Annotated in this window: 20 protein-coding genes; 6 read left to right on the top strand and 14 right to left on the bottom strand. The window is 67.9% G+C overall.

What is annotated here, in order from left to right; all coding sequences use genetic code 11:
- Nucleotides 1-47: 47 nt before the first annotated feature.
- Both ACQP1O_RS14505 and ACQP1O_RS14500 read right to left on the bottom strand, forming a co-directional pair.
- Nucleotides 48-527 (bottom strand): RrF2 family transcriptional regulator, encoded by a 480-nt coding sequence (locus tag ACQP1O_RS14505; protein ID WP_433566317.1) that lies wholly within the window; start codon nt 525-527, stop codon nt 48-50.
- Nucleotides 528-572: 45 nt separating this feature from the next.
- Complete coding sequence (locus ACQP1O_RS14500) at nt 573-2,552, bottom strand: peptidoglycan DD-metalloendopeptidase family protein (protein ID WP_433566316.1); 1,980 nt, start codon at nt 2,550-2,552, stop codon at nt 573-575.
- 115 nt (nt 2,553-2,667) lie between these two features.
- Between ACQP1O_RS14500 and ACQP1O_RS14495 the strand changes: the two genes are divergently transcribed.
- On the top strand, nt 2,668-2,955 hold the full coding sequence (locus tag ACQP1O_RS14495; protein ID WP_433566315.1) for a hypothetical protein: 288 nt from the start codon (nt 2,668-2,670) through the stop codon (nt 2,953-2,955).
- Here the strand turns inward: ACQP1O_RS14495 and ACQP1O_RS14490 are convergent.
- The 7 genes from ACQP1O_RS14490 to ACQP1O_RS14460 form a co-directional block, all read right to left on the bottom strand.
- Nucleotides 2,952-4,181 carry a PucR family transcriptional regulator gene (locus ACQP1O_RS14490; RefSeq protein WP_433566314.1) on the bottom strand — a complete coding sequence of 410 codons (1,230 nt, stop codon included), beginning with the start codon at nt 4,179-4,181 and terminating at the stop codon, nt 2,952-2,954. The genes ACQP1O_RS14495 and ACQP1O_RS14490 overlap by 4 nt on opposite strands.
- A gap of 229 nt (nt 4,182-4,410) precedes the next feature.
- Complete coding sequence (locus tag ACQP1O_RS14485; RefSeq protein WP_433566313.1) at nt 4,411-4,983, bottom strand: adenine phosphoribosyltransferase; 573 nt, start codon at nt 4,981-4,983, stop codon at nt 4,411-4,413.
- Nucleotides 4,984-5,020: 37 nt separating this feature from the next.
- Entirely contained in the window at nt 5,021-6,739 is a 1,719-nt protein-coding gene (locus tag ACQP1O_RS14480) for an ABC transporter substrate-binding protein (RefSeq protein WP_433566312.1), read from the bottom strand.
- A 17-nt stretch (nt 6,740-6,756) separates the two neighbouring features.
- Nucleotides 6,757-7,986 (bottom strand): protein translocase subunit SecF, encoded by a 1,230-nt coding sequence (secF, locus tag ACQP1O_RS14475; protein WP_433566311.1) that lies wholly within the window; start codon nt 7,984-7,986, stop codon nt 6,757-6,759.
- Nucleotides 7,987-7,988: 2 nt separating this feature from the next.
- Nucleotides 7,989-9,689 (bottom strand): protein translocase subunit SecD, encoded by a 1,701-nt coding sequence (secD, locus tag ACQP1O_RS14470; protein ID WP_433566310.1) that lies wholly within the window; start codon nt 9,687-9,689, stop codon nt 7,989-7,991.
- 101 nt (nt 9,690-9,790) lie between these two features.
- Complete coding sequence (gene yajC / locus ACQP1O_RS14465; RefSeq protein ID WP_433566309.1) at nt 9,791-10,165, bottom strand: preprotein translocase subunit YajC; 375 nt, start codon at nt 10,163-10,165, stop codon at nt 9,791-9,793.
- Nucleotides 10,166-10,346: 181 nt separating this feature from the next.
- Entirely contained in the window at nt 10,347-11,840 is a 1,494-nt protein-coding gene (locus tag ACQP1O_RS14460; RefSeq protein WP_433566308.1) for a flavin-containing monooxygenase, read from the bottom strand.
- A 56-nt stretch (nt 11,841-11,896) separates the two neighbouring features.
- On the opposite strand from ACQP1O_RS14460, the gene ACQP1O_RS14455 reads away from it, so the two are divergent.
- From ACQP1O_RS14455 to ACQP1O_RS14445, 3 genes are all read left to right on the top strand, one after another.
- Nucleotides 11,897-12,562 (top strand): TetR/AcrR family transcriptional regulator, encoded by a 666-nt coding sequence (locus tag ACQP1O_RS14455; RefSeq protein ID WP_433566307.1) that lies wholly within the window; start codon nt 11,897-11,899, stop codon nt 12,560-12,562.
- Nucleotides 12,563-12,649: 87 nt separating this feature from the next.
- Nucleotides 12,650-13,219 carry a DivIVA domain-containing protein gene (locus ACQP1O_RS14450; protein ID WP_433566306.1) on the top strand — a complete coding sequence of 190 codons (570 nt, stop codon included), beginning with the start codon at nt 12,650-12,652 and terminating at the stop codon, nt 13,217-13,219.
- A 94-nt stretch (nt 13,220-13,313) separates the two neighbouring features.
- A complete protein-coding gene (locus tag ACQP1O_RS14445) occupies nt 13,314-14,069 on the top strand; it encodes a hypothetical protein (protein WP_433566305.1) in 756 nt (251 codons plus the stop codon).
- Here ACQP1O_RS14445 and ACQP1O_RS14440 read toward each other — a convergent pair.
- The 4 genes from ACQP1O_RS14440 to ACQP1O_RS14425 all read right to left on the bottom strand — a co-directional run bounded on the left by ACQP1O_RS14440 (nt 14,053) and on the right by ACQP1O_RS14425 (nt 18,261).
- Nucleotides 14,053-15,186, bottom strand: a complete 1,134-nt coding sequence (locus tag ACQP1O_RS14440) for an ABC transporter substrate-binding protein (protein WP_433566304.1) — start codon at nt 15,184-15,186, stop codon at nt 14,053-14,055. The two genes, ACQP1O_RS14445 and ACQP1O_RS14440, sit on opposite strands and share 17 nt — an antisense overlap.
- A gap of 46 nt (nt 15,187-15,232) precedes the next feature.
- Complete coding sequence (locus ACQP1O_RS14435) at nt 15,233-16,150, bottom strand: ABC transporter permease (protein WP_433566303.1); 918 nt, start codon at nt 16,148-16,150, stop codon at nt 15,233-15,235.
- A complete protein-coding gene (locus ACQP1O_RS14430) occupies nt 16,147-16,992 on the bottom strand; it encodes an ABC transporter ATP-binding protein (protein ID WP_433566302.1) in 846 nt (281 codons plus the stop codon). Before ACQP1O_RS14430 ends, ACQP1O_RS14435 begins: the two co-directional genes overlap by 4 nt.
- Before the next feature lie 69 nt (nt 16,993-17,061).
- A complete protein-coding gene (locus ACQP1O_RS14425; protein ID WP_433566301.1) occupies nt 17,062-18,261 on the bottom strand; it encodes an amidohydrolase in 1,200 nt (399 codons plus the stop codon).
- Nucleotides 18,262-18,487: 226 nt separating this feature from the next.
- On the opposite strand from ACQP1O_RS14425, the gene ACQP1O_RS14420 reads away from it, so the two are divergent.
- Both ACQP1O_RS14420 and ACQP1O_RS14415 read left to right on the top strand, forming a co-directional pair.
- Nucleotides 18,488-19,198, top strand: coding sequence for a GntR family transcriptional regulator (locus ACQP1O_RS14420; RefSeq protein ID WP_433566300.1), 711 nt, complete (start codon nt 18,488-18,490; stop codon nt 19,196-19,198).
- Nucleotides 19,199-19,278: 80 nt separating this feature from the next.
- Nucleotides 19,279-20,574: an amidohydrolase family protein gene (locus tag ACQP1O_RS14415; RefSeq protein WP_433566299.1), complete on the top strand. Its 1,296-nt coding sequence runs from the start codon at nt 19,279-19,281 to the stop codon at nt 20,572-20,574.
- Nucleotides 20,575-21,545: 971 nt separating this feature from the next.
- On the opposite strand, the gene ACQP1O_RS14410 is transcribed toward ACQP1O_RS14415, so the two are convergent.
- On the bottom strand, nt 21,546-22,997 hold the full coding sequence (locus ACQP1O_RS14410; RefSeq protein WP_433566298.1) for a DUF222 domain-containing protein: 1,452 nt from the start codon (nt 22,995-22,997) through the stop codon (nt 21,546-21,548).
- Between the last annotated feature and the right edge of the window lie 9 nt (nt 22,998-23,006).

The raw sequence follows: 23,006 nt of genomic DNA, 5'->3' as shown, positions 1-23,006 counted from the left end.
AAACCCGGCGCGGGGCCGGGCCGGTTTCTCGCGGACGACGCGACCGCTCAGGCGGTCACACGTTCATAGAAGCTGCGTGTGTGGGCCGAGGCATTGGCCGGGGCGTCGGCCATCAGGTCGGCCACGGTCTGCGCGGCCAACTCGCGCCGCCAGGCCAGCTCGGCGCGCCTCATGGCCCCCGCGATGCCGCAGCGTTTGGCGAATTCCGTACTCGCCCGGGTGGCTCCGGCCCCGCGGCGGCGAATCTCGGTGCAGCGGAAGGCTTCCGTGCGTCCCTCGACCGCGGCCACCACGTCCATCAGCGTGATGCGCTCGGGTGCGCGCGCCAACCGGTAACCCCCGCGCGCGCCGGGCGTGGAGTCGAGGATTCCCTCGCGCACCAGCGGTTGCAGCCGCTTCTTCAGATACTCGGGCGGCAGTTCGAAGATCTCGGCCAGACGGGCGGTGGCGATCGGTGCGTGATCGTCGAGCCAGGCCAGCACGGTGCAGCAGTGCAGTCCCCATTCGACGCCTTCACCCATCATCATGAATAGGGATAATACATGTCCCGGATACTCCGGCCAACCCCGGATTCAACGGCTGATGCGGCGGGCCTTCATGCCGTTCGAAAGCGGTACCTCGGTCACCTTGCCGCCGGATTCGGCGTGCAGCATGCGGCCGCTGCCGGTGTAGACGCCCACGTCCGAGGGCCCGCGCGGGCCGAAGGACCCGAACACCAGATCACCGGGTTCGGCATTGAGCAGCTGGACCTCGACGCCCTGCTCCCACTGCTGTTCGGCCGTGCGCGGCAGGCTGATGGTGCTGCCGCTGGCGGCGAATACCGCGGCCGCGGTGAAACCCGCCTGGTCGAACCCGCCGTCGCTGGGCCCGCCCGGGCCGCCACCGCCGAAAACGTAAGGGGTGCCGACCCATTGCTGTCCCGCCGCCACGATCTGCGCCCCCAGATCGGCGTTCGGGTCGGCCTGGAACCGGCCCTCGCTGCCGAGGCTGCGGAACCCGGGCTCGGCGGCCAGGATCCGCGCCACGTACGGCCTGGTCTCGGTGTAGTGCCGGGAGATCTGGTTGGGCATGCCGCCGGAAGCGAGCACCGCGCCCTCACCGGCGTTGTAGGCGGCGATGGTGAGCGCGGTCAGGTCGCCGGAGACCTTGCCCTCCGACATCCAGCCCTCGATGGTCTTGGCGATGGCGCACATGTAGCGCCCCTGCCCGATGATGGCGTCGGCCGGATCCAGCACGCTGGCATAGCCTTTGCCGTCGGCGTCGATGACATACGGCTGTCCGTCGGGTGCGAGGGCCTTGGCGGTGCCGGGCATGAACTGGGCGATGCCCTGTGCGCCGTCCGGGGACACCGCGTCGGTGCGGAACCCGGATTCGGCCTGGCCCTGGGCGGCCAGCAGCGAGGCGCCGATCTCCGGGCACAGCGAGCCCGCGCGGCGGTACCAGATCTCGAGTTCGGGCGGCACCTTCCCGGAGGCGAGATTGCCGCCCGGCGTGCCGAATCCGTTCTCGCAGTAGGGCGTACTGGGCGCGGGAATGGTGCCGCCGGCCAGCCACGGCATGGGGTCGACCTGGTGCCCGCCGGTCAGCCGCCCGCCCGGCACCAGCTCGAAATGCAGGTGCGGGCCGGAGGATTCGCCATTGCTGCCGACGTCGGCGATGTGCTGGCCCATCTGCACGATATCGCCGGTGTGCACGAAGATGCCGTTCTGGTACATGTGCCCGTACACGGTGGAGTACCGGCGGCCACTCTGGTCGAGGGAGTCGATGACCACCCAGTCTCCGAAGCCGGACGCCGCGCCCGCGGCGACCACCAGCCCGTCGGCGGCGGCGTAGATGGGCGTGCCCGCGGGGGCCGCCAGGTCGACGCCCAGGTGGGTGCCGCCGCGCGCGCCGAACACATCGCTGACGGTGAATGCGCCTGCGGCGAGCGGATATTGGTGCCGCCCGGCCCCGGTGAGGCCGCCCGCCTCGTTCACCGTGCCGGGCGCGGCCGCCATGGAGACATTGGCCGGGGCGAGCTCGGTGGAGGTGGGAGCGGCGGCCTTGATGGTGACCTGGACCCGGTCCAGGTGATTGCGGGCGACGTCGCCGCGGTCGCCGAGCGGGCTCCACTCGGTGCCGGCGGCCGCGCCCGGAGTCCAGCTGCGCTGCTTCCAGATCAGGTAGTCGACCCGGAAGGCGGCGGCGTTCTGCTGCAGGAACGAGACGACGGCGTCGCCCTTGCCGCCGTCGGCGCCGACGATGAATTCCACCGAGCGCCCGGCCTTCAGATCCGGAACGGAGTCGTCGTTCACGATGCCGCGCATATCCATCATGCCGAAGTGGGCCACCGTGCAACGCAGCACGCGCAACGCGCCCTCCTGCAGGCCGGCCTCGACGGGCGAGCCGGTGGTGGGGCAGTTGGGTTCGGTGCGGGCCGAAGTGACGACCGGAACGCTGGGTGTGCCCGGGCCGCAGCTGGTCTCGCTGGCGGGCAGGATGATGATGAGGACGAGGGTCAGCAGACCCAGCACCAGGGCGACCGCCCCACCTACGAGGACTTTGGGCTTCACGCCCGAACGCTCCCGGCCGCCGCGGTGATCACCCGGACATCATGCCATGGCGGACACGCGGTTTCACGGATCTGTGTGTCTGTTTCAACAGGCATACAGCGGGCATCCCCCTGATATGCCGTACGTCGCCCGCAATGAAGTCCACGCCGCTCGCATCATCAGCGGCGTCGGCGCGTTGTTCGCCCTCGTCGAGGGCGTCTACATCCTGATGCTGATCCTCGACGCGGATCAGGCCAACAAGTTCTTCGTCTTCATCAAGGGGCTCGCCGAACCTCTCGCATTGTTCTTCCCGGGGCTGTTCCACACCGGCAGCCCGAACGTCGACATCATCCTGAATTACGGCCTGGCCGCGGTCTTCTGGCTGGTGGTCACCGGTTTCGTCGCCCGGGTCATTGCCCGCTAGAGGCCGGCGGCCCACAGATCGAACGCGGTGAGAGCCGCGGTGAACAGGGGTGTGTGCTCGGAGCGGCCGGGATCGTATCCGGTGAGGGCGGCGATGCGGTTCAGGCGGTAGTTCAGGGTGTTCCGGTGCACGACCAGCGACTCGGCGGCCGCGACGCGATTGTGGTCGCAGGCCAGATACGCGCGCAGGGCCGCCATCAGGTGCTGATGCTCGGCCAGGGGCGCGAGCAGGCCGAGCAGCCAGGCGCGGGCGGGGCCAGGGCGGGCGAACTGGTACTGCAGGGCCAGGTCGGCCATCCGGTACACGCCGGTCGGCCGTCCCAGCCCGAGGGCGAGCCGGGCGATCTCCCCCGCCTCCTCGGCGCGCGCGGGAATCTCGGAAACCGTTGCGGCGGTGGCTGTCCCGGCTATCACCCGGACACCCGCGGCGGCGGCGATCCGGGCGACCGCGGCGTCGACCCGGGCGGCCGGTTCGCTGAGCGGCACCAGCACCCACCCCCCGGCCCGATCCAGCACGGTCAGCGCCAGCGGTGACAGCGCGTCGACCTCCCCGTGGATCACGCGCATGACGGGCCGCGCGCCATCCCCTGCGGCGGGCCGCACATCGCCCACTGCGGCGGGCCGCACATCGCCCACCGCGCCGGCGGTGCGCAGCGCCAGCACGTGGTAGCCGCCGAGCACGATCCCGAATCGGTCGGCCGGCAGCTCGGCCGGTTTGCCCTGCAACAATGCCTGTGCCAGAGCGCGTTTGGCTTCCCGCTGCTCCCAGTGCAGGTCCTGCCGCTCACGCAGATAGGACCCTGCCACACCGGGAATGACGACGCCCAGGTACCGCAGCAACTGCGGCACGGCCCGCAGCAGTTCCTCCCGCTCATGTTCCGTCCGCGCCTGCGCGGTGAGAAAGTTCCAGGCCGCCAGCGCCCCTTGGTGATACACCGCCAGCACCGCGTCCAGGGGGATGCCCTCGCGCGCCCGCCGCGCCGCGACCGCGATCATGTCGTCCAGATCGCCCGCCTGGGGTTCACGCCCCTCCCCCAGCAGTCGCGCGAACAGCCGCAGATTGTCCTCGGCACGATGGATCACGTCCCGCTCCAGCAGATCCCGTGGCAGTTGCTCGTAATCCGGGACGCTGCGCACCACCGCCGCCAGGATCTCCCGTGCGGCCTCGGACAGGTGGGCCGCCAGGAATTCCGCGAACGCGGCCTGATCCTCGGGTGGGTTACTCACCGGTACATTGTTGCCGCGACCGAATCCCTTCGCGGGGCAAATGAATCCAGCAGGGCGAATAGCCGCCACCGCCGGACCGGCCTGTCATTCCACCAAATCCGGCCGATCAACCCCGATCCGATCCGGTCTTCGTGATGGCCGAATCCGGTTCCGGCAGACCCTCGGGGAGATCCTCCCCACCGCCGTGCAGGCCTGATCGGTCAGGACATCGGGGCGGGGAGGTGACCGGTCACAGCTTGACGATGGAGGTCAGCGGGTAATCACCCTGGCGCTCACGGCCTTTGAGGAAGCTGAGCTCCAACACCACCGCCGCCGCGACCACCTCGGCCCCGGCGGCGACGAACAGCTCGGCCGCCGCGGCGAGGGTGCCGCCGGTGGCGAGCACGTCGTCGAGCAGCAGGACCTTACGGCCCTTCAGATCGATGCCGTCGGCCGGGATCTCCAGTGCGGCCGAACCGTATTCGAGGGTGTACTCGCGCGAGATGACCGGCGGCGGCAGCTTGCCCGCCTTGCGAACCGCGATCACGCCGGTCCCCAGCGTGGCGGCCACGCCCGCGCCCAGCAGGAAGCCGCGCGCGTCCACGCCCGCCACCAGGTCGGCATCGGGGGCACAGGCCGCGAAGCAGTCCAGCACCGCGCGGAAGCCCTCGGAGTCGGCGAACACCGGGGTCAGATCCGCGAAACGTACTCCCGGCGTCGGGAAGTCGTCACGCCAGCGGGTCAACCGCTGCACCGCGGCCTCCGCGCGGGCGGCCCGCTCCCCTGCCACCTCGGCCGTCTCCAGCATCTCGTGCTTGCTCATCCGCACCCACTCCTCATTCACCACGCCACCACGGCTCTCACCGTTTCAGCACCCAGCGATCCATGTTCCAGCCCGCTCCCGCCTCGGTGGGGCTGGCGATGCCGTTCTCCATGCCGTCGCCGAACCCGATGGTGCGGGGGGCGGCGAACAGCGGAACCGACGGCATCTCGCTCCAGAGCAGGTTCTCCTGCTCGGTCATCAGATTCAGCACGGTGCCCGAGTTGTCCTCGGCCGCAAGCTGATCCGCGATGGCATCGTAGCGGCCGTTGCCGAACCGGCCGAAATTCAGCCCCGCGCCGGTGCGCAGCGACGCGATGGCGTCGGTACCGGTCAGCGAACCCGACGGGCCCGGCATGCCGGCGGTGCCGCCCAGGATGGCGTCCACCTTGCCGTCGGTGAGCTGCGACGCGGCGAAATCCGGTGCGCCCGCGTCGACCACGGTGATGCCCGCGGCCTTGCAGGCGTCGGCGATGGCGGTCACCGTGGCCGCGCGCCGCTCGTCCGGCTTGACGTAGCCGATGCGCACGGTCTGGTTCTGGACACCCGAGGTCTCCGCGGCCTGGGTGGCGGTGGCCTCACCACCCTTGTACTTGTCACCCGCACCCGAGACCGCCGGGTAGTACAGCGAATCCTGTTGCACCGTCCGGGAATTCAGCAGGCTCGCACCCAGCCCCAGCTTGACGTCGTAGCCCGGGTGCCCGAACTTGTCGAACAGCGCCTGCCGCGGCACGCACAGCGCGAAGGCCCGGCGCGCGTCCGCCGATCCGAATACTCCGCCGGTGCTCAGCACCAGCTGCTCGACCCCGCGGCCGGGCAGATTCTGCTTGTGGAACCCGCCCAGGTTCACCTCACCCAGCGACCCGGCGCCCACATCGAGCACGCCGATCGACTTGTCCGACACCTTCGACTTCAGGTCGGAGTGCCGGTCCCACACCACGATCCGCGGCGTCCGGGGCTGATTGCCCCACCACTTCTCGTTCTTGACCAGCACCAGACCGTCCTTGTCACCGAACGAGTCGATCCGGTACGGCCCCGAGGACGGCAGCAGCGTCAGGTCCACCTTGCCCGGGGCGAGCTTCCAGCCGTTGTTCCAGAAGTCGGCGATCCGCTCGAGGGTGGGTTGATCCCCGGTCTGCACCGGCGTCACCACACTCGGGATCTTCACCTGCGCGGCGATGACGTGCGCGGGCATCAGCTCGGTGGCATTGAACAGCGTCTTCCACGCCGAATAGTGCTTGCCCGGCCGGAACACCACGGTGGCGTCCTTGGATCCGGGCTGGCAGTCCACCCGCTCGATATCGCGGTAGCCGTCGGTGCCCGCGGCGTCGAACAGCGGCACCGGCCCGCCCGGACCCGCCTTGGTGAATCGTCCGCTGCGCGCCGCCCAGGTCAGCACCAGGTCATCGCAGGAGGTCGCCACGCCATCGGAGTAGACGCCCTCCGGGGCGAGGCGGTACTGGATGGTCTGCGCTTCGCCCGGGACCTCCTTGGCGGTGCCGGTGTCGGTGTCGGCCACCGGCTGCCCGTCCGGGCCGGTATAGAAGAACCCGGTCAGCACTCGCGAGAACACCGCGGCCGCACCACTGTTCGCGCCCAGCGTGCTGCCGCCGTTGTAGCTGGCGATGACCGCGTCCACGCCGTACCCGATCGAGGGCACCTGATTCTTGCTGGAGCACCCGGCCAGCGCACCGGCGGCGAGGGCACCCGCCACCAGCGCGACGGCGGTCCGGCGCACAACCCTGTGGTCTTGCTTCACGGTCGCACCCCCTGCGCTCAGTGCCGTCGCTGCTGTCGTTTCCCAGTCGGCCGGGCCCCGGGGCGCGGCGCCCCGGCACTCTGACTGCGCGGCGCGTGGTCGCGTCCGAGTCCATTGGCGTCGGCGCCACGGCCCGCGGCGCCGACCCGCTCGGCGGCCGCCGCGCCCACCCGCGCCTTTGCGCCACCGGAGCGGCGGTTGAGCACCTTCTTGGTGTGCGCGGCCACCGGACCCCAGGTCTCCTTGAGCGTCACCAGCACCGGCACCGCGAAGAAGATGGACGAGTAACCACCCACGATCATGCCGACCAGCTGCACCAGCGCCAGGTCCTTGAGGGTGCCGACACCGAGCAGCCACACCGCGACCACCAGCATGCCGATGATCGGCAGGATGCCGATGACGGTGGTGTTGATCGAGCGCATCAGCGTCTGGTTGGCCGCCAGGTTCGCCTTCTCCGCGTACGTGTGCTTGGTCAGGTGCAGGACACCGCGGGTGTTCTCCTCGACCTTGTCGAAGACGACCACGTTGTCGTAGAGCACATAGCCCAGGATGGTGAGCAGACCGATGACCGCCGCCGGCGTCACCTCGAAACCGACCAGAGAGTAGATGCCCGCGGTGACGATCAGGTTGAAGAACAGCGAGCCGACCGCCGCGAACGCCATATCGCGTTCGAAGCGAATCGCGATGTAGAGCGTGGTCAATCCGACGAACACCACCAGCGCCAGCAGCGCCTTCTTGGTGACCTGGCCACCCCAGGTCCCACTGATCTCGGCGATGCTGATGGCATTGCGGCTGGCCTGGCCGTTGGAGTCCTTCGGATGGAAGGTGTCGAACAGCGCGGTCTGCAGCTTGTCGGCCTGCTCGACACTCAGTGTGTCGGAACGGATCTGGATGGTCGCCGAGGACCCCGAGCCCGCCTTCTGCACGGTCACCGGGTCGTGGCCGAGCGTGGACCGGTAGACGTCCTCCACCTTCGAGGTGGTGACGCTGTCGGAGGCGGGCAGCTGGATCCGGGAGCCGCCCGCGAAGTCGATGCCCAGGGTGAAGCCCTTGAACACCATGCTGGCCACCGCGATCGCGATCAGCGCCGCCGCGATGCCGTAGTACACCTTGCGCTTGCCGACGATCTCGAAACCACCGGTACCGGTGTAGAGCCGCTCGAACAGGCTGTGCCGCTTGCCTGCCGGTACGGCCTCGTAGTCGAGCTCGGAATCGGAATCCACGACGACGGGAGAGGACTTGGCCATGATCACGCCTCCTTCACCAGGACGCCGGCGGTGGCCTTGCGTTCCTGTGCGAGCTCTGTAATAGCGCCCAGGCCGTTCACCGACGGCTTCGCCCAGAACGGCGAGCGCGAGACCAGCATCATCAGCGGCGAGGTCACCAGGTACAGGACGATGACGTCGAGCACGGTGGTGACACCGAGGGTGAAGGCGAAGCCCTTCACCTGGCCCGCGGCCAGCACGTACAGCACGGCGGAGGCGATGAGCGAGACCGTCTTGCCCGACAGGTTGGTGCGCTGCGCGCGCTGCCAGCCTCGCGGGACCGCGGACCGGAAGCTGCGGCCCTCCCGCATCTGGTCCTTGATGCGTTCGAAGAAGACGACGAACGAGTCGGCCGTCATACCGATGCCGATGATCAGACCCGCGATACCGGCCAGGTCCAGGGTGAAGCCGATCCAGCGGCCCAGCAGGACGATCAGCGCGTACACCGCCACACCCGCCGCGAGCAGCGAGAAACCGGCCAGGAAGCCGAGCATGCGGTAGTAGAGCAGGCAGTACAGCAGCACCGCCACCAGGCCGATGGCACCGGCGATCAGACCGGCGTGCAGCGACGAGATGCCCAGGGTCGCCGAGACCGTCTCGGCCTCGGAGGTGCCGAACGACAGCGGCAGCGAACCGTACTTCAGGGTGTTCGCCAGCTCCTTGGAGGTCTTGGCATTGATGCCCGGACCCGAGATCGCGGTGCTACCGCTGAACTGGCCGCCCTCCTTGATCACCGGCGCGGAGACCACGCGGGAGTCCAGGGTGAAGGCGATCTGCTTGCCCACGTACTTGTTGGTGAGGTTGCCCCACTGGTCGGTGCCGCTGGACTTGAACTGCAGGCTGACCACCCACTGGGCCTGCTGCAGCACGCCGGAGGCGTCCTTGATCTCCGTACCGTCCATCACCGACTTGTCGAGCAGGTAGACGGTGGTGCCGTCGGTGCTACAGGTCACCAGGGGCAGGTTCGGATCGTCGTTGCCCTGCAACGGATCCGGCTTGGAGCAGTCCAGCGTGGCCATGGCCTGCAGCTGGGCGTTCTGGTCGGTGCTCTGGCGGGCCGCCTTGGCGGCCGCGATCTCCTGCGCGGTCTGCTGCTGGCCGCCCGGCTGCGCGGGCGTCGACGGCGGCGCGGACGGGGTGGTCGGGGCCTGCGCCGGGAACACCCGGTTCTGCGGGGCCTCGCCGGTCGTCGTGGGGGCCGGAGCCTCGGCGGTGGCCGGGGTGGTTTCGGTCGGCGTCGCGCTCGTGCTCGGCGGCTGCTGCGGCTGGGTCTGCTGCGGCTGCTGGGCCTGCTTGCCCGCCTGCGCGGGGGCGCTCTGCACCACCGGGCGGAAGTACATCTTGGCGGTGGTCGCCAGCGATTTCGCCTGTGCACCATCGGCACCAGGAACGGTGATCACCAGATTGTCGCCCTCGATGACGACCTCGGAGCCCGCCACGCCCAGGCCGTTCACGCGCTGCTCGATAATGTTCTGCGCCTGCTTCAGGCTGTCCTGGCTCGGCTTACCGCCATCCGGGGTGCGGGGCGTCAGGGTGACGCGCGTACCGCCCTGCAGATCGATGCCGAGCTTCGGGGTGTGGTGCTTGTCCCCGGTGAAGAAGATCAGGCCGAACATCAGAGCCACCAGCGCGGCGTAGATGCCGAGCAGGCGCAACGGGTGCGCCGTTCCCTGAGAAGGTGGCACAGTACTTATCTCCTAGGCGGATTCGAAGGTGGAACGAGCGGGCACACACCGCAGCGCCACCGGCCGCCGGGAATCCGGTGCGGCCGATGGCGCGGAGTATGTCAGTCCTTGGTCAGCCGCGGCGCGTCGTCGGCGGCTTCGGGGGCGGCGCCATGATCGTCGGCGACGCCGTTCGAAGACGCGACTTCGGTGGTCTCGGCGGTGGTGTCCTCGGTGGCGTCGTCGTCGCTGCGCACCTCGCGGATCGATTGCCGCAGCCAGGTGGTGACGATTTCCTCGGCGATCTCCAGATCGACGGTGGTGTCATCGAGCTCGACCACGGTGCCGAAGAGCCCCGACGTGGTGACGACCCGGTCGCCGACCTTCAGGCTGTCCTGCATCTCGGTGACCTTCGACATCTCCCGCTTCTGACGGCGGACACCGAGGAACATCGGGATGAGCAGGGCAACCAGCAGTAGCGGCAGCAGAAGGTCCATCGTCGAAGTCAGCCCCTAGTAAGTGGTCGGTTGGGTGCGTTTCCCACACAGTCTGCCAGTAATCCCTGAGAGAATGCGCGGCGACCTGTTCTAGAGTCCACGCCCGTTCGCGCAGGGCTGATTCATCCCGTTCCCCCAGCTGCGCGGTCGACCGCCGACCCTGCCGACCGCGCAGTCCCGCTCAGGCCGGCTGCTGCCCGTAGGTGTAGTCGTCGAGCGGGAAGGTGGTCGCCTCGCGATGGGCGTTCAGGGTGCTTGTCGGGCGCAGCAGCGCGGCCTCACCGTGCTGGTTGAAGTAGTAGCTGCGGGCCGTGGCGCACTGGCCGCCGTAGAAGACCGACGAATCCAGTTTCTCGGTGACGCGATCCAGGAATTCGGCATTGGCGCGCTCGGTGACCTCGAAGACCCGCTCGCCGCGGCGGAACATCTCCCCGAACAGGCGCGCCATGTGCTTCATCTGCGCCTCGATGGTGGTGAAGTAGGACAGGCCGCTGTAGGAGTAGGGGCTGTTGAGGCTGACGAAGTTGGGGAACTTCGGCACCGTGATGCCCTCGTAGGCCTGGAAGCGGTTGTCGCGCCAGAACTTTCCGAGATCGCGGCCGTCGCGGCCGATGATCTCGATGGCCGGGAAGTTGACGTCCCACAGGTTGAAGCCGGTGGCCAGGATGAGAGTGTCGATCTCGGTCTTGTGGCCGTCGGCGGTGACGATGCCGTCGGGCTCGATGTGGTCGATGGAGTTGGTCTCCAGCCGCACATGCGGCTCGTTGAAGGTCTTGAAGTAGAGATTGGAGAAGGTGGGGCGCTTGCAGCCGAAGTCGTAGTCCGGCGTCAGCTTCTTGCGAGTCTCCTTGTCACGTACCTGGGTGCGCAGATGAGCCTTGGCCAGGATGCTCGCGGCCTTGTTGAGCGGCTTGGCCTCCTTGAAGTGCAGTACGCCGATCACCATGAGCGCCTCCAGCATGGAGGTGTTGACCAGGCGCGCGGCCTTCTGCGTCAACGGGACTCGCGCGAACAGCTTCTGCACCGCGGGCGGAATCGGGGCGTCGACCTTGGGGACGACCCAGATCGGGGTGCGCTGGAAGACGGTCAGCGCCTGTGCCTTCCTGGCGACCTCCGGGATCAGCTGCACGGCGGTCGCGCCGGTGCCGATGATGGCGGACCTGGTTCCGGTGAGATCGACCTCGTCGTCCCACGCGGTGGTGTGGATGATCTTGCCCGCGAAGGTGTCGATGCCCGGGAACGGCGGGGTGTAGGGCTGCGACAGGAATCCGGTGGCTGCCATCAGGTAGCGCGCGGTGAGCGATTCACCGTTCTCGATGGAGACCACCCAGTGCTGCTGCTCCTCGTCCCAGCGCGCACCCCCGACCACGGTGTCGAACCGCATGCGCCGGCGCAGGTCGTACTTGTCGGCGACGTGCTCGGCGTACTTCTTCAGCTCCGAACCCGGGGCGAACAGCCGCGACCAGTACGGGTTGGGCTCGAAGGAGTACGAGTAGGTGACCGAGGCGATGTCCACGGCCAGGCCCGGGTAGCGGTTGACGTGCCAGGTGCCGCCCAGATCGTTCTCCCGCTCGAGGATGACGAAATTGCTCAAGCCGAGCCGATCCAGCTCGATGCCCGCGCCCATACCGCCGAATCCCGCGCCGACCACGATGGCGTCGTACTGAGGTGCCACGCCGAACCTCCTGCAAGAACTGTGTTCGAACAAATAAATGATGCACACGTCACAGAATGACATCTCATTCCGTTTGTGAGAACCGTATCATCGGGCTCGTGACGAAGCCATCCTCGAGAATCGAACGGCGCAAGGCCGAACTCCGGCAGGAGATCATCGACACCGCGTTCGCGTGTTTCGCCGAGCGGGGCTACCACGCCACCGGCATCGCCGACATCGCCACCGAGCTGGGTATCGGGCACGGGACGTTCTACCGGTACTTCGAGAACAAGCGCGACATCATCGACCATGTCATCGACGATCTGTCCGCGCGGATCATCGATTCGCTGGGGACCGACAATGCCCCCGACGCCGCCGACAGCCTCGAGGAGTACCGCGCGCAGGTGGATCGCATCGGCGACGCGCTGAACCACATCTTCCTCGAGGACCGGCGGGTGGCGCAGCTGCTGCTGTTCCAGGCCACCGGCATCGACACCGAATTGACCGCGCGGCTCTACGGTTTGCTCGACACCGCCGACACGCTGACCGCCGGGTACCTCGAGCACGGGGTCGAACGCGGTTATCTGCGTGCGGATCTCGACACCGTGAACACCGCGCGGGCGGTGACCGGCATGCTGCTGGCCGCCATCCTGCACGGCATCCGGACGCCCGAGGTGCAGGCGGTCGACGATCTCAGCCACGCCATCCGGCATCTGCTCATCGACGGCGTCCGCAAGCACTGAACCATTCTGTACAAACGGACCCGTTTGTCCGGTGCGGCCGGATTCGGCTGGGGGCGGAGGTAATTCGGACATGAAGCCATTGGCACAATGACCCACGTGACCCCAGACGACGTCCGCCGCACCCGGTTCGGCCACGCGCCGTCCGGGCCCCACGGCTACCACCCCGCCCAGGTGGACGCCTTCTGCGCACGCGTCGCCGACACCATGCTCGGCCGCGACCATCTGAGCATCGCCGACATCCGGCACATCGAATTCGACGGTCCGCCACCCGGACATCGCGGCTATGACATCGACGAGGTCGACGACTTCCTCGACTACGTCTGCACGGAGCTGGAATACCTACGCCGCGGCCGCGGACGCCTCCCTGCCGGCCGCACCCCCGACACCCTCACCCACGACGACGTCCTGCGCATCCAATTCTCTGCTCCCCCTTATGGTTTGCCCGGCTATCCGGTCGACGAAGTGGGCGCGTTCCTCGACCGTCTGGCGGCAACGCTCGCCCATCACGGCCCCAACGGTCTCACTCCGAAGGATGTCCGGGACATCACTTTCCACCTCGCCCCCGACGGCGCGCCCGCCTATCACCGCGAGGAGGTCGACGCCTTTCTCGAGCTGGTGGTCCACCAGCTCGAGAAGTCCGAAGCATCCCGGCACTGAAGCCTGAAGGCGGAGGAGAATCTCCATCGGACGTTCCCCGCGTAAGGACCTTGGGCCCTGCCTCCGGAGCAGCCCGCGCAACAGACTGATCGTCATGCGTAGACGATTCGAGTTGGCTTTCAACATGTCCTATCTGGCGATCATCTGGGGGCTGGTGATCGCCATGCGGCGCAATCGCGACCGGGTTCCGCGGGAGCAGCGGGAAACCGCGGCGCGATTCGAGGAGGCGTTCACCCTGCTGGCGACCGGCGACACCGCACACCTGGCGTTGCGCGCGGTGTCCATGGCACGCGGCGAGGACCGCGGATATCTGAGCCTGCGGGGACAGCGGGCGAGTCTGATCGGGCTGGGAGAGATGGCCACCTCGATCACGATCACCCTGTTCTATGTGCTCTCACTGGATGCCTGGCGGTTGCGGTTCCGGCGCTCCTGGGACGGTTTCACCACATCGCTGCTGGGGCTGTCGTTCGTGCGATTGATCCTGCTGGCAACGCCGTTCAACAACTGGGACAGGGACGAGACGCCCGCCGGGTACGGCGTGGACCGCAATCTCCCGCTGCTGGCCGTGGGCGCCGGCGAGATGTACCTCATGCGCCGCGAAGCCACCCGCACCGGCGACCGCACCTTCCGCTTCCTCTCCGACGCCATGGCCGCGTCGTTCGCCTGCTACCTGCCCGTCATCCTGTGGGCTCGCCGCATCCCCCAGCTGGGTCTGCTCATGATTCCCAAGACCCTCGCCTACCTGGCCATGGCATTCCGCGTCTACGCCGACTTCTTCCGGGGCACACCGGAATCGGCCGCCCCGGAACCGGCGGCCCCCGCAGCCGCCCCGCCTATCCCTGCTGCTTGAGACCCTTTGCGGGGTCGATGAATTCATTGGTGACCAGGTCCGCGGCGGTGAGGTTGTCGGGGACCTGCTGGCCCTTGGCGCGCAGCAGCGGAGTGACCTGGGCAATGGCGCGGGTGACGCGGTCGGTGTCGAAATTGCCGAGGGTATTGCCGGGGCCGTTGGCGACGATCTTGTTCTCCAGCTGGACGCGGACGGAGTCGGTATTGCCGGCGGCGGAGATGGGCGGGCCGTCCGGGATCGTCTGCGCGATGCGGAGCAGGGCCTGGTTGGTGGGGTCGAAGTTGGTGACGTAGTCGATCTGGGCCTGCTGCAGCATGGGGACGAGCTTCTGCAGGCAGGGGCGCAGTTTGTCGAGTTCGCCGCTGCGGACCGACCAGGCGTGCGGGTAGCTCTCGTATCCGGCGTCGGCGACCAGCAGGTGACCGGTGGGCTTCTGCCAGCCCTTGACGTCGTGCTCCCAGCGGTACGGCTCGTTGGAGACGTAGGCCTGCTGCATGACCCGCCCGTGCTCGGCGACGAAGCGGCTGGGGGTGCCGTCGTAGGAGGCGTCGGCCTGTTCCTTCTTCACGTACCCGTTGGCGATCAGGTAGTCCATGTAGACCTTGCCCTCGGAATACAGGATCGGGGCGTTGGTCGCGGGCACGTCCTTCCACGAGTTGACGGTGTAGGTGGCGGGATCCCACATGATGATCTGCGGGTTCTTCGCGAGCGAGGCGAAGACGCCGGTCAGCGGGAATTTCGCCCTGGCTCGCACCTGCTCGTCGGTCGGGACCAGCCCGAGGGTGATGGAGTTGTCCTGGTACATCTGCGCGGGTACGGGTTGGCCACCGAGGAACGGACCGCCCAGTCGCACTTCGACATTGACGCCGGTGTCGCCCAGCGGGCCGGTGTACGCGCCCTTCTTGGGGTCGACGGTGCCGTTCGGGCCGACCAGCTGATAGGCCGCCGCGCGTTCGGGTGTGGCGTACCAGTCCGTCTGGATCACGATGGTGGACGGACAGACTCCGGCCAGCACACCCTGCCCGGAGGGTTTCGGGGTGGAGGCGCCGCCACCGCAGGCGGCGGTGAGCAGGACGCTGCCGGTGATCGCGGCAGCGGCGAGGACACGTTTCTTCACGAGCATTCCTAGAGGGTTGAAACTGATTGCGAGAGAATCTGTTCGGCTATTCGCCGGCGCGCTTGCCGTGGGCGCGGTCCACACGCCCGGCCAGGAAGTCGAAGATCCAGAACAGGATCAGGCCCACCAGTGAGGACAGCAGCAGCGCGGTCAGCAGTTCCTCGGTGGCCAGCCGCTGCCGGTAGACGTCGATCATCCGGCCGATGCCCGGATTGCCCTGGCGGAAGAAGAAATCGGCGACGATGGAACCGATCACGGCCATGCCCGCCGAGATCTTGAATCCCGAGATCATGGCGGGCAGCGCCGCCGGAAGTTGCAGTTTCAGCAGCCGCTGCCACCGGTTGGCGCCGTGCAGCGTGAACAGGTCGTGTTCGGACGCCTGTACCGACTTCAAGCCGAAGAGAGTATTGGTGATAACCGGGAACAGCGACACCATCACACACACGATGACCCGGCTGCCGAATTCGTAGCCGAACCAGAAGCCGAACAGCGGCACCACGGCCAGCACCGGAATCGTCTGCAGGATCACGGCATACGGGTAGAGCGAATACTCGGCCCAGCGCGCCTGGCTCATGATCACCGCGAACGCGACCCCGAGCACGATGGCGATCAGCAGACCGACCAGCGCGATCTGCACGGTCGAGGCGAGGGCGGTGAGAATCTCGGTGCGGGTGGCGGCATCGAACAGGCCCTTGGACACCACCGATTCCGGTGGCGGCAGCAGGAATCGGGATTCCTGCGGGATCAGGACGTGGCTCGCGATCGTCCAGGCCGTCATGACCAGTGCGAACACCAGCGCGGGGGCGAGCACGCGCACCGGGGCGATGGCGAAGGGCCAGCGGAGTTTCCGTGGCGCGCGTGGCGGCCGCGCGGTTACCTCGGTCGTCCGGGTTGTCTTGGTTGTCTTGGTCTTCTCGGCCGTCTCGGGCACGACGATTCCGCTGTCGGCGGTGGCGGCGGTCATGCGGCCCTCCCCTCGATACGCGTGGCTCCCCGCTCCGCGTCGTGCAACGCCGCCGACACCTCCGCCGCGACGGCACCGAACTCGGGGGCATACCGCGACTCCGGTGACCGCGGGAAGTCCAGCGGGACAGCGATATCCGCTGCCACCCGGCCCGGGCGCCCGGTCAGCACGACTACCCGGCTCGACATGAACACCGCCTCGGCCACCGAGTGCGTCACGAACACCCCGGTGAAGCCCGACCGCCGGTACAGCCCGCTCACCTCCTCGTTCAGGCGCTGCCGGGTGATCTCGTCGAGCGCCCCGAACGGTTCGTCGAACAGGAACAGTTCGGGCGCACCCGTCAGGGCCCGCGCGATCGACGCCCGCATGCGCATGCCGCCGGAAAGCTGTGCGGGCTTGTGGTTCTCGAAGCCGGACAGCCCGACCAGTTCCAGCGCCTCGCGCGCGCCCGCCCGCCGGGTGGCCTTGTCCACGCCGGCGAGCTCCGCGGGCAGCTCGACATTGCGCAGCACCGAGCGCCACGGCAGCAGCGTCGCCTCCTGGAAGACGTAGCCGAGTTTGCCGGTGGCGACGGAAACCGTTCCGGCGGTGGGCTGCTCGAATCGGGCGGCGAGGCGCAGCAGGGTGGACTTGCCACAGCCGGACGGGCCGACCAGGGAGACGAACTCTCCCGGCCGGATGGCGATATCGATGCCGTCGAGCGCCTGCGTGCCGTTCTCGAAGGTCAGGCCGACATGCTGAAAGGCCAAGGCCGGATCGGTGTATACATTGCCGCCCTGGGCGGGCTCCGTATTCCCGTCCGGGCCTTGGCCTTTGACGATGGTTGAGGCGGTGGTGCGCATGTCCACAGTTCTATCGGCGGATCATTGCCGGACGCGGTCCACGCGATTACACCTTTGTTTCGTATACGATCAGCCCGCGCTGAGCCGGCCATCCCGGGCGACCACCCGGCCGCGCTTGACCACCAGCTTTCGGGTCGGAACGGAAACCACAGCCGCAGCGGGTGTTTCGGCGTCGACGGTGAACAGGTCGGCGGGCGCACCCACCCGCAACCCGTAGTCCTCGATTCCGAGAACCGCGGCGCCGCCATAGGTTCCGGCCGCCAGCGCCAGTTCGATATCGGCATCGGACACCAGCCGATCCCGGAAGGCCACCTGCATGATCCGGCGCAGCATGTCGCCGTCGCCGTAGGGCGTCCACAGGTCCCGGACGCCGTCATTGCCCAGCGCCAGCCCCGCACCCGCCTCGTGCATCACCCGCACCGGCACCACCGGCGCGTCACCCACCGCGCAGGTGATCATGGAAACCCCTGCATCGGCGAGGTTCTCGGCGATCCGGCGCTGCTCACCCGGGGCGAGCTCCCCCATCGCGTAGGCGTGGCTGATGGTGACCCGGCCTGCCAGTCCCGTGGCCCTGGTCCGGGCCGCGATCAGGTCGAACTGCCAGGCGCCCAGCGCGCCCCGGTCGTGCAGGTGGATATCGATGTGCGCGCCATATTTCTCGGCGAGACCGAAGATCAAATCGAGCTGGCCGGTCGGATTCCCGTCGTAGCCGGCCGGATCCAGCCCGCCGATCACCTCGACACCCTCGGCCAGCGCGGCTTCCAGCAGCTCGGCGGTGCCCGGCCGGGTCAGCAGACCACCCTGCGGGAAGGCGACCAATTGCACGTCGACCCGGTCCGCGTGCCGCGCCGCGGCAGCCCGGACCGCCTCCACGCCCCGCAGGCCCACCTCCGGGTCGATGTCGATATGACTGCGGACGTGCGCGGTCCCGCCGGACACCATGGCCCCCAGCAGGTTCGACGCGTAGTCGGCGCTGGGCAGTCCGAGCTCGTCACGGCGGCCCTCGCCGTTGGCGATGCGCCCGGCCAGGGTCGGCCCGCCGGTATTGGGCACCCAGGGACCGCCGAACATGGTCTTGTCGAGGTGACAGTGCGACTCGACCAGACCCGGAAGCACCAGCGCCCCGGCCAGATCCACGGTGTCGACGCCCTCGGCGCTCAGATCGGGCGCGATCGCCGTGATCCGGCCGTCCCGGACGAGAACGTCGGCGCCGGCGAGCGGGACTCCGGGAGTCCAGGGGCGGCCGCCGCGGAGCAGGAGATCGTTCATGGAGTGCACCACCTGTATCGAAGAGAGAACGGCAACTCGGGAATCCTTCCGGACGGAATGGCCGCATCGTATACAAACACTGCCTGCTCAGCGACCCGAAAGCCCTGCGACACAGCCGGACCCGCGAATATCTGGCCGGTGCAGTAGATTTGCGGGATCCCGTCGGGCGAGGCCACGATGGATCGTATGCAAATCCCCGTTCCACCGATCGTCAGATGAGGCCGTAGTGACCAGCACCGCCGGGCGCATGACACCGCAGCAGCTGTGCCGCGCCATCCGTGACGACATCATTCGCGGCGCGTACGCCCCCGGCCAACGACTCACCGAGGATGCGCTCGCCGAGAGCTACGGCGTCTCCCGCGTGCCCGTCCGGGAAGCGCTGCGCACCCTGGAAGCCGAGGGTTTCGCCTCGTCACGGCCCTATGCCGGGGTGTTCGTGGCGGAACTCACCGAGGACGAGGCCGCCGACCTGCTGGAGATCCGGGCCCGCCTGGAACCGCTCTGCGCATCACGGGCGGCGGCGCGGCGCACGCCCGAACAACTCGGACGCCTCAAGGAGCTCACCGCGTTGGGCCAGGACGCGGTGCGGGCGGGCCGCCTGGACGAGTTGGCCCGGCTCAACAGCCGCTTCCACGAAGTGCTCGCCGAAGCGTCGGGCAGTACCCTGCTCGCGCAGCTGATCATGCAGCTGAGCTGGAAGATCGCCTGGGTGTACTCGGTCGAACTGCCGCGCCGCGCCAGCGATTCGTGGAGCGAGCACGAAGAGATCTGTGCCGCGCTGGAGGCCGGTGACCCCGACCGCGCGGCCGATGTGGTGAGCGCCCACATCACGCACGCCGCCAATGCCTACCGGTTCCGGAAACACACCGGAGAAACCGCGTTGCCGCGCACCGAAAGCACTGCGCGACAGCGCACTTCGAGGTCGCACACTTCGTAACATCGGCGCAGCAATTGCCACCCCGGGACGAAACACGGCTCTCGTATACAAAACGGAGTCACTTCGTCCGGGAGGTCACCATGGCGGATCCGTTGCCGCACACCGTGGATCTGATGTTGCGCGCCGCGCGTATCGCCGAGGACGCTGAGCTGGTCGACATCGCGATCGACGGCGGCGTCATCACCGCGATCGGGCCGGCGCTCACCGACCGGGGCGCCGAGGAAATCGACTGCGCCGGACGAGTCGTCATTCCCGGTCTGATCGAATCCCATGTGCATCTGGACAAGGCGCTCCTCGACGCCGAGAAGTCCAATCCGGACGGCACCCTGGCCGGGGCCATCAGCGTGACCGCCGAACTCAAGCGCGGCTTCACTGTCGCCGCCATCCGCGACCGCGCCCGCCGTGTCCTCGACATGGCGATCGGCAATGGCACCACCGCCATTCGCGCGCACCCCGATGTCGACCCGATCGTGGGCCTGCGGGGTGTGACCGCGCTGCTGGATCTGCGCGAGGAGTATCGCGACCGCCTGGACATTCAAATCGTGGCATTCCCGCAGGAGGGCATTCTCCAAGCTCCCGGCACCCTCGACCTCCTCCGCGAGAGTCTGCACGCGGGCGCGGATGTCCTGGGCGGCTGCGCCTACAACGAACGCACCGTCGAAGACTGCCGCCGCCACATCGATCTCATCTTCGACCTGGCCGCCGAATTCGATGTCCCGCTCGATATCCACGCCGACTTCGCCGACGACGCCACCGACCCCCGCTATGCCATGGCCGATTACATCGCCGAGGTCACCGAGCGCACCGGCCGGCACGGGCGGGTCGCCCTCGGTCATATGACCTCTCTGGCCGGTCGTTCCCGTGCCGACCGTGCCCGCACCCTGGAGCAATTGGCGGCGAGCGGAATCTCCGTCGTCCCCTTGCCCGCCACCGACGTGCATCTCGGTGGCCGATCGGATGTCACCAATGTGCGCCGCGGGATCGCTCCGATCCGGGAGCTCTGGCAGGCAGGAATCACAACGGCGTACTCGTCCAACAACATCCGCAATGCCTTCACCCCGTACGGCAACGCCGACATGCTCGATATAGGACTCTTCCTGGCCCAAACCGCGCACCTCTCCGGCCCCGAGGACTTGACCCGGGTGCTGGCGATGGCGACCACCGAGGCGGCCCGCACCATTGGCATCTCGGAGCGGTACGGGCTGCGCGTCGGCGCGGCCGCCGATCTGGTGGTGCTGTCCACGCGGAGAGTGGAAGGGGCCCTGCTCGACCGCCCGGATCGGAACTACGTCTTCAAGTCCGGACGCATGACCGCCCGCACCACCCGCGTGCATGAGGTAATCCGGAATGACGAAAACGCAAGAGACAAAAACTAAAAGACCAACAGACAAAGAACCAAAAGACTAAAGGACAAAAGCTGCCTGGAGAAGGGAGCGGGGCCGGGCTCACGTCAGCGCCTTCACCTACCAGCCCCCTCACCTTCGAAGCCGCACGTGGGGTTGCTGCAGGAGGTGTTCCTTCAGATCACGGGGTGGGGTCGCCACGTGATGGCTTGCGCCCCTGGGGGACATTGCCGATCGGTAGTGACGCCGTGGATCGACCTCCCGGCGCGAGGCAATGAGTGAGGACGGGGGGTCGGCGGGTTGGAGATGGTCCGTGCTGCCGGGGATTGGGTCACCGGCCTGAGGGGCCCGAGCTGCGGCCGCGAGCGCCGACCAGTTGTCAGGACTCCGAGACCTTGGGCCCTGAAAATGCGGTCGACCGATTCGGTCGCGATCCCCCGGAGCCGGTCGCCTGCAAGGCGGTAGATGGCGGGGGCTGTCGCAGAGGCGGCCTTCCCCGGTGCCGAATGCGGTCGCGGTCGGGGCGGCGGCGGTGACCGAGGTGGCCGACGCAGGCACCGATCGCGGTCGCGGTCGGGGCGGCAGTCTCAGCAGTAAACGAGATGGCCACGCAGGTATCGATCGCAGTGGCGGTGGCGGTGGCAGGAATGTCGGTGCGGGAGTTCGGGGTTCGGAGATAGCCGGTGAGCCAGCGGTGGCCGGGGGTCGTCGCTGGCGGTCGCGGACGTGGTGGTGATTGCGGTCGGAATCGCGGTGGCAGATGGTGGTCGCGGTGGCGATGGCCGTACCGATCGCGGTGGCGGCAATATCACTGTGGGCGTGGGTGGTTCAGTGATTGGTGGGTAGGGTGGGGTTGTCTGTAGAAGGTGATGCGTGCAGTCCGTGGGCCGGGATCGGCGGGAGACGGTTCCCGAACTCGGCGTCAGCTCAAGTCCGGTAGGGCAGGCGACGCAACCACACCTCCCCGTCCCTGCGCACACCAGCAGCACACGAGCAGCCGGGGATCAGGCTGCCCGTGAACCCCACCTTCGGCAACTGAAATCGACGGCAGCGGCGACCCACTGCCCCACGTGATGTCTGTCGTTCACGTGTGGGGTGCCCGTGGGGTCAAGACGTTTCGGAGCAATCCAACCCGTCCGCCCCCGATAGGGGGAATCCTTGCCCATGACAACGGTTTTCCATCCATCGGCACTGTCGTTCACGAGCGCGTGGCAGTGATCGCACGCCAAGGTCAGGTTGGTCAGGTCGGTGGGTCCGCCTGTGGCCCAGTCGGTGATGTGGTGCACCGCGCACATGCTCGCGGGTGCGTCGCATCCTGGTCGGGTGCAGCCCTTGTCGCGGGCGATCAACGCCAACCGCTGGGCGGGAGTGGCCAGGCGCTCGCAGCGACCCAGGTACAGCGGCAACCCGTTCGCGTCGAGGACCGCCAACACCGGGCGGGTGCCCTCGGCGAGTTTGAGGGCTTCGTTGATGCTCACGTGGCCGCCGGAGGCGGTGGTCGCGACCCCGGCCCCACGCTCGAGATCCGCGATGGACATGGTCAAGATCGCCTGCACCGGCAGACCCCGGTGGGAGCCGAGCTTGGCCGGGTCGACGCCGGGCTGCACCAGAGCGAACAAGGCGTCGTGGGTGCGCTGACCGGCATCGCGACGGTCACGACGCGCCGCGGCCTCGAGCACCGTCGAATCGACCACCTTGACCGTGGCGGCAACACTGTCGGCATCGTCGATGTTGCACATGCCCGGGCGTGCGAGCTTGGCGAACACCGCATCCAACAACGCCCGCAACTCAGGAGTGATCCAGCCCTCGATCCACGACATCCCGTCCACCCCGGGACGACCCAGGATCAGACCACGGCGACGACGACGGTCGGCGTCGGAGACGACCTTGCCGTCGGGGTCGACACGCGCGAGGATGTCGCGGCCGATCTTCGGCAGATCGTCGGGCCACCCGATACGGGAGTGGCCGACCAGGATGTCCTCGGCCTCGGCGCGCGTCTCGGCGGGGATGTCGGTGGGCAGGTGGTTCATGACGTCGATGATGTTGCGGACATGATCACGCGAGATGTCGCCTGCTTCAAAGGCTTCAGCGGTCTTCTCCAATGCGGCCGGGCGCAGGTGTCCGGTGGGTTCGAAGAACTCCCCGCACTGGCGGGTGATCTTCACCCGCACCGACGCGTCATACCTCGACAATCCCAACGTCTGCCGCAGGAACGGCACCACATCCTTGGCCCCACTGCCCTCGGGCAGCGAACGGTTACACGCTTCGATGATCAGGCGTGAATCCAACGCGGACAGTTGCCGTTTGCAGGTTTCCAGGCGCTGCATCAATTCCACGACATCACCGTCGGAGAACCGGTTCAGATTGCCGTGGAGAACGGAAGTCGACAGGGTTTCGACAGCGGCCGCCAATTCGGCGATACCGCACGTGTCGAGTGTTTCCCCCTTCGAATCCATGTGCTAATT

It is taken from the genome of Nocardia sp. CA-151230 (assembly GCF_050942175.1).
Lineage (GTDB): Bacteria > Actinomycetota > Actinomycetes > Mycobacteriales > Mycobacteriaceae > Nocardia.
Note: the sequence above shows the minus strand (reverse complement) of the source record. Positions and strands in the feature narration are given on the sequence as shown.

Bases quoted from the DNA above. Each gene is read 5' to 3' on its own strand.
- ACQP1O_RS14505 (WP_433566317.1), bottom strand. From the start codon at position 527: ATGATGATGGGTGAAGGCGTCGAATGGGGACTGCACTGCTGCACCGTG.
- ACQP1O_RS14495 (WP_433566315.1), top strand. From the start codon at position 2,668: ATGCCGTACGTCGCCCGCAATGAAGTCCACGCCGCTCGCATCATCAGC.
- ACQP1O_RS14485 (WP_433566313.1), bottom strand. From the start codon at position 4,983: ATGAGCAAGCACGAGATGCTGGAGACGGCCGAGGTGGCAGGGGAGCGG.
- secF (WP_433566311.1), bottom strand. From the start codon at position 7,986: ATGGCCAAGTCCTCTCCCGTCGTCGTGGATTCCGATTCCGAGCTCGAC.
- yajC (WP_433566309.1), bottom strand. From the start codon at position 10,165: ATGGACCTTCTGCTGCCGCTACTGCTGGTTGCCCTGCTCATCCCGATG.
- ACQP1O_RS14455 (WP_433566307.1), top strand. From the start codon at position 11,897: ATGACATCTCATTCCGTTTGTGAGAACCGTATCATCGGGCTCGTGACG.
- ACQP1O_RS14450 (WP_433566306.1), top strand. From the start codon at position 12,650: ATGACCCACGTGACCCCAGACGACGTCCGCCGCACCCGGTTCGGCCAC.
- ACQP1O_RS14445 (WP_433566305.1), top strand. From the start codon at position 13,314: ATGCGTAGACGATTCGAGTTGGCTTTCAACATGTCCTATCTGGCGATC.
- ACQP1O_RS14435 (WP_433566303.1), bottom strand. From the start codon at position 16,150: ATGACCGCCGCCACCGCCGACAGCGGAATCGTCGTGCCCGAGACGGCC.
- ACQP1O_RS14430 (WP_433566302.1), bottom strand. From the start codon at position 16,992: ATGCGCACCACCGCCTCAACCATCGTCAAAGGCCAAGGCCCGGACGGG.
- ACQP1O_RS14425 (WP_433566301.1), bottom strand. From the start codon at position 18,261: ATGAACGATCTCCTGCTCCGCGGCGGCCGCCCCTGGACTCCCGGAGTC.
- ACQP1O_RS14415 (WP_433566299.1), top strand. From the start codon at position 19,279: ATGGCGGATCCGTTGCCGCACACCGTGGATCTGATGTTGCGCGCCGCG.
- ACQP1O_RS14410 (WP_433566298.1), bottom strand. From the start codon at position 22,997: ATGGATTCGAAGGGGGAAACACTCGACACGTGCGGTATCGCCGAATTG.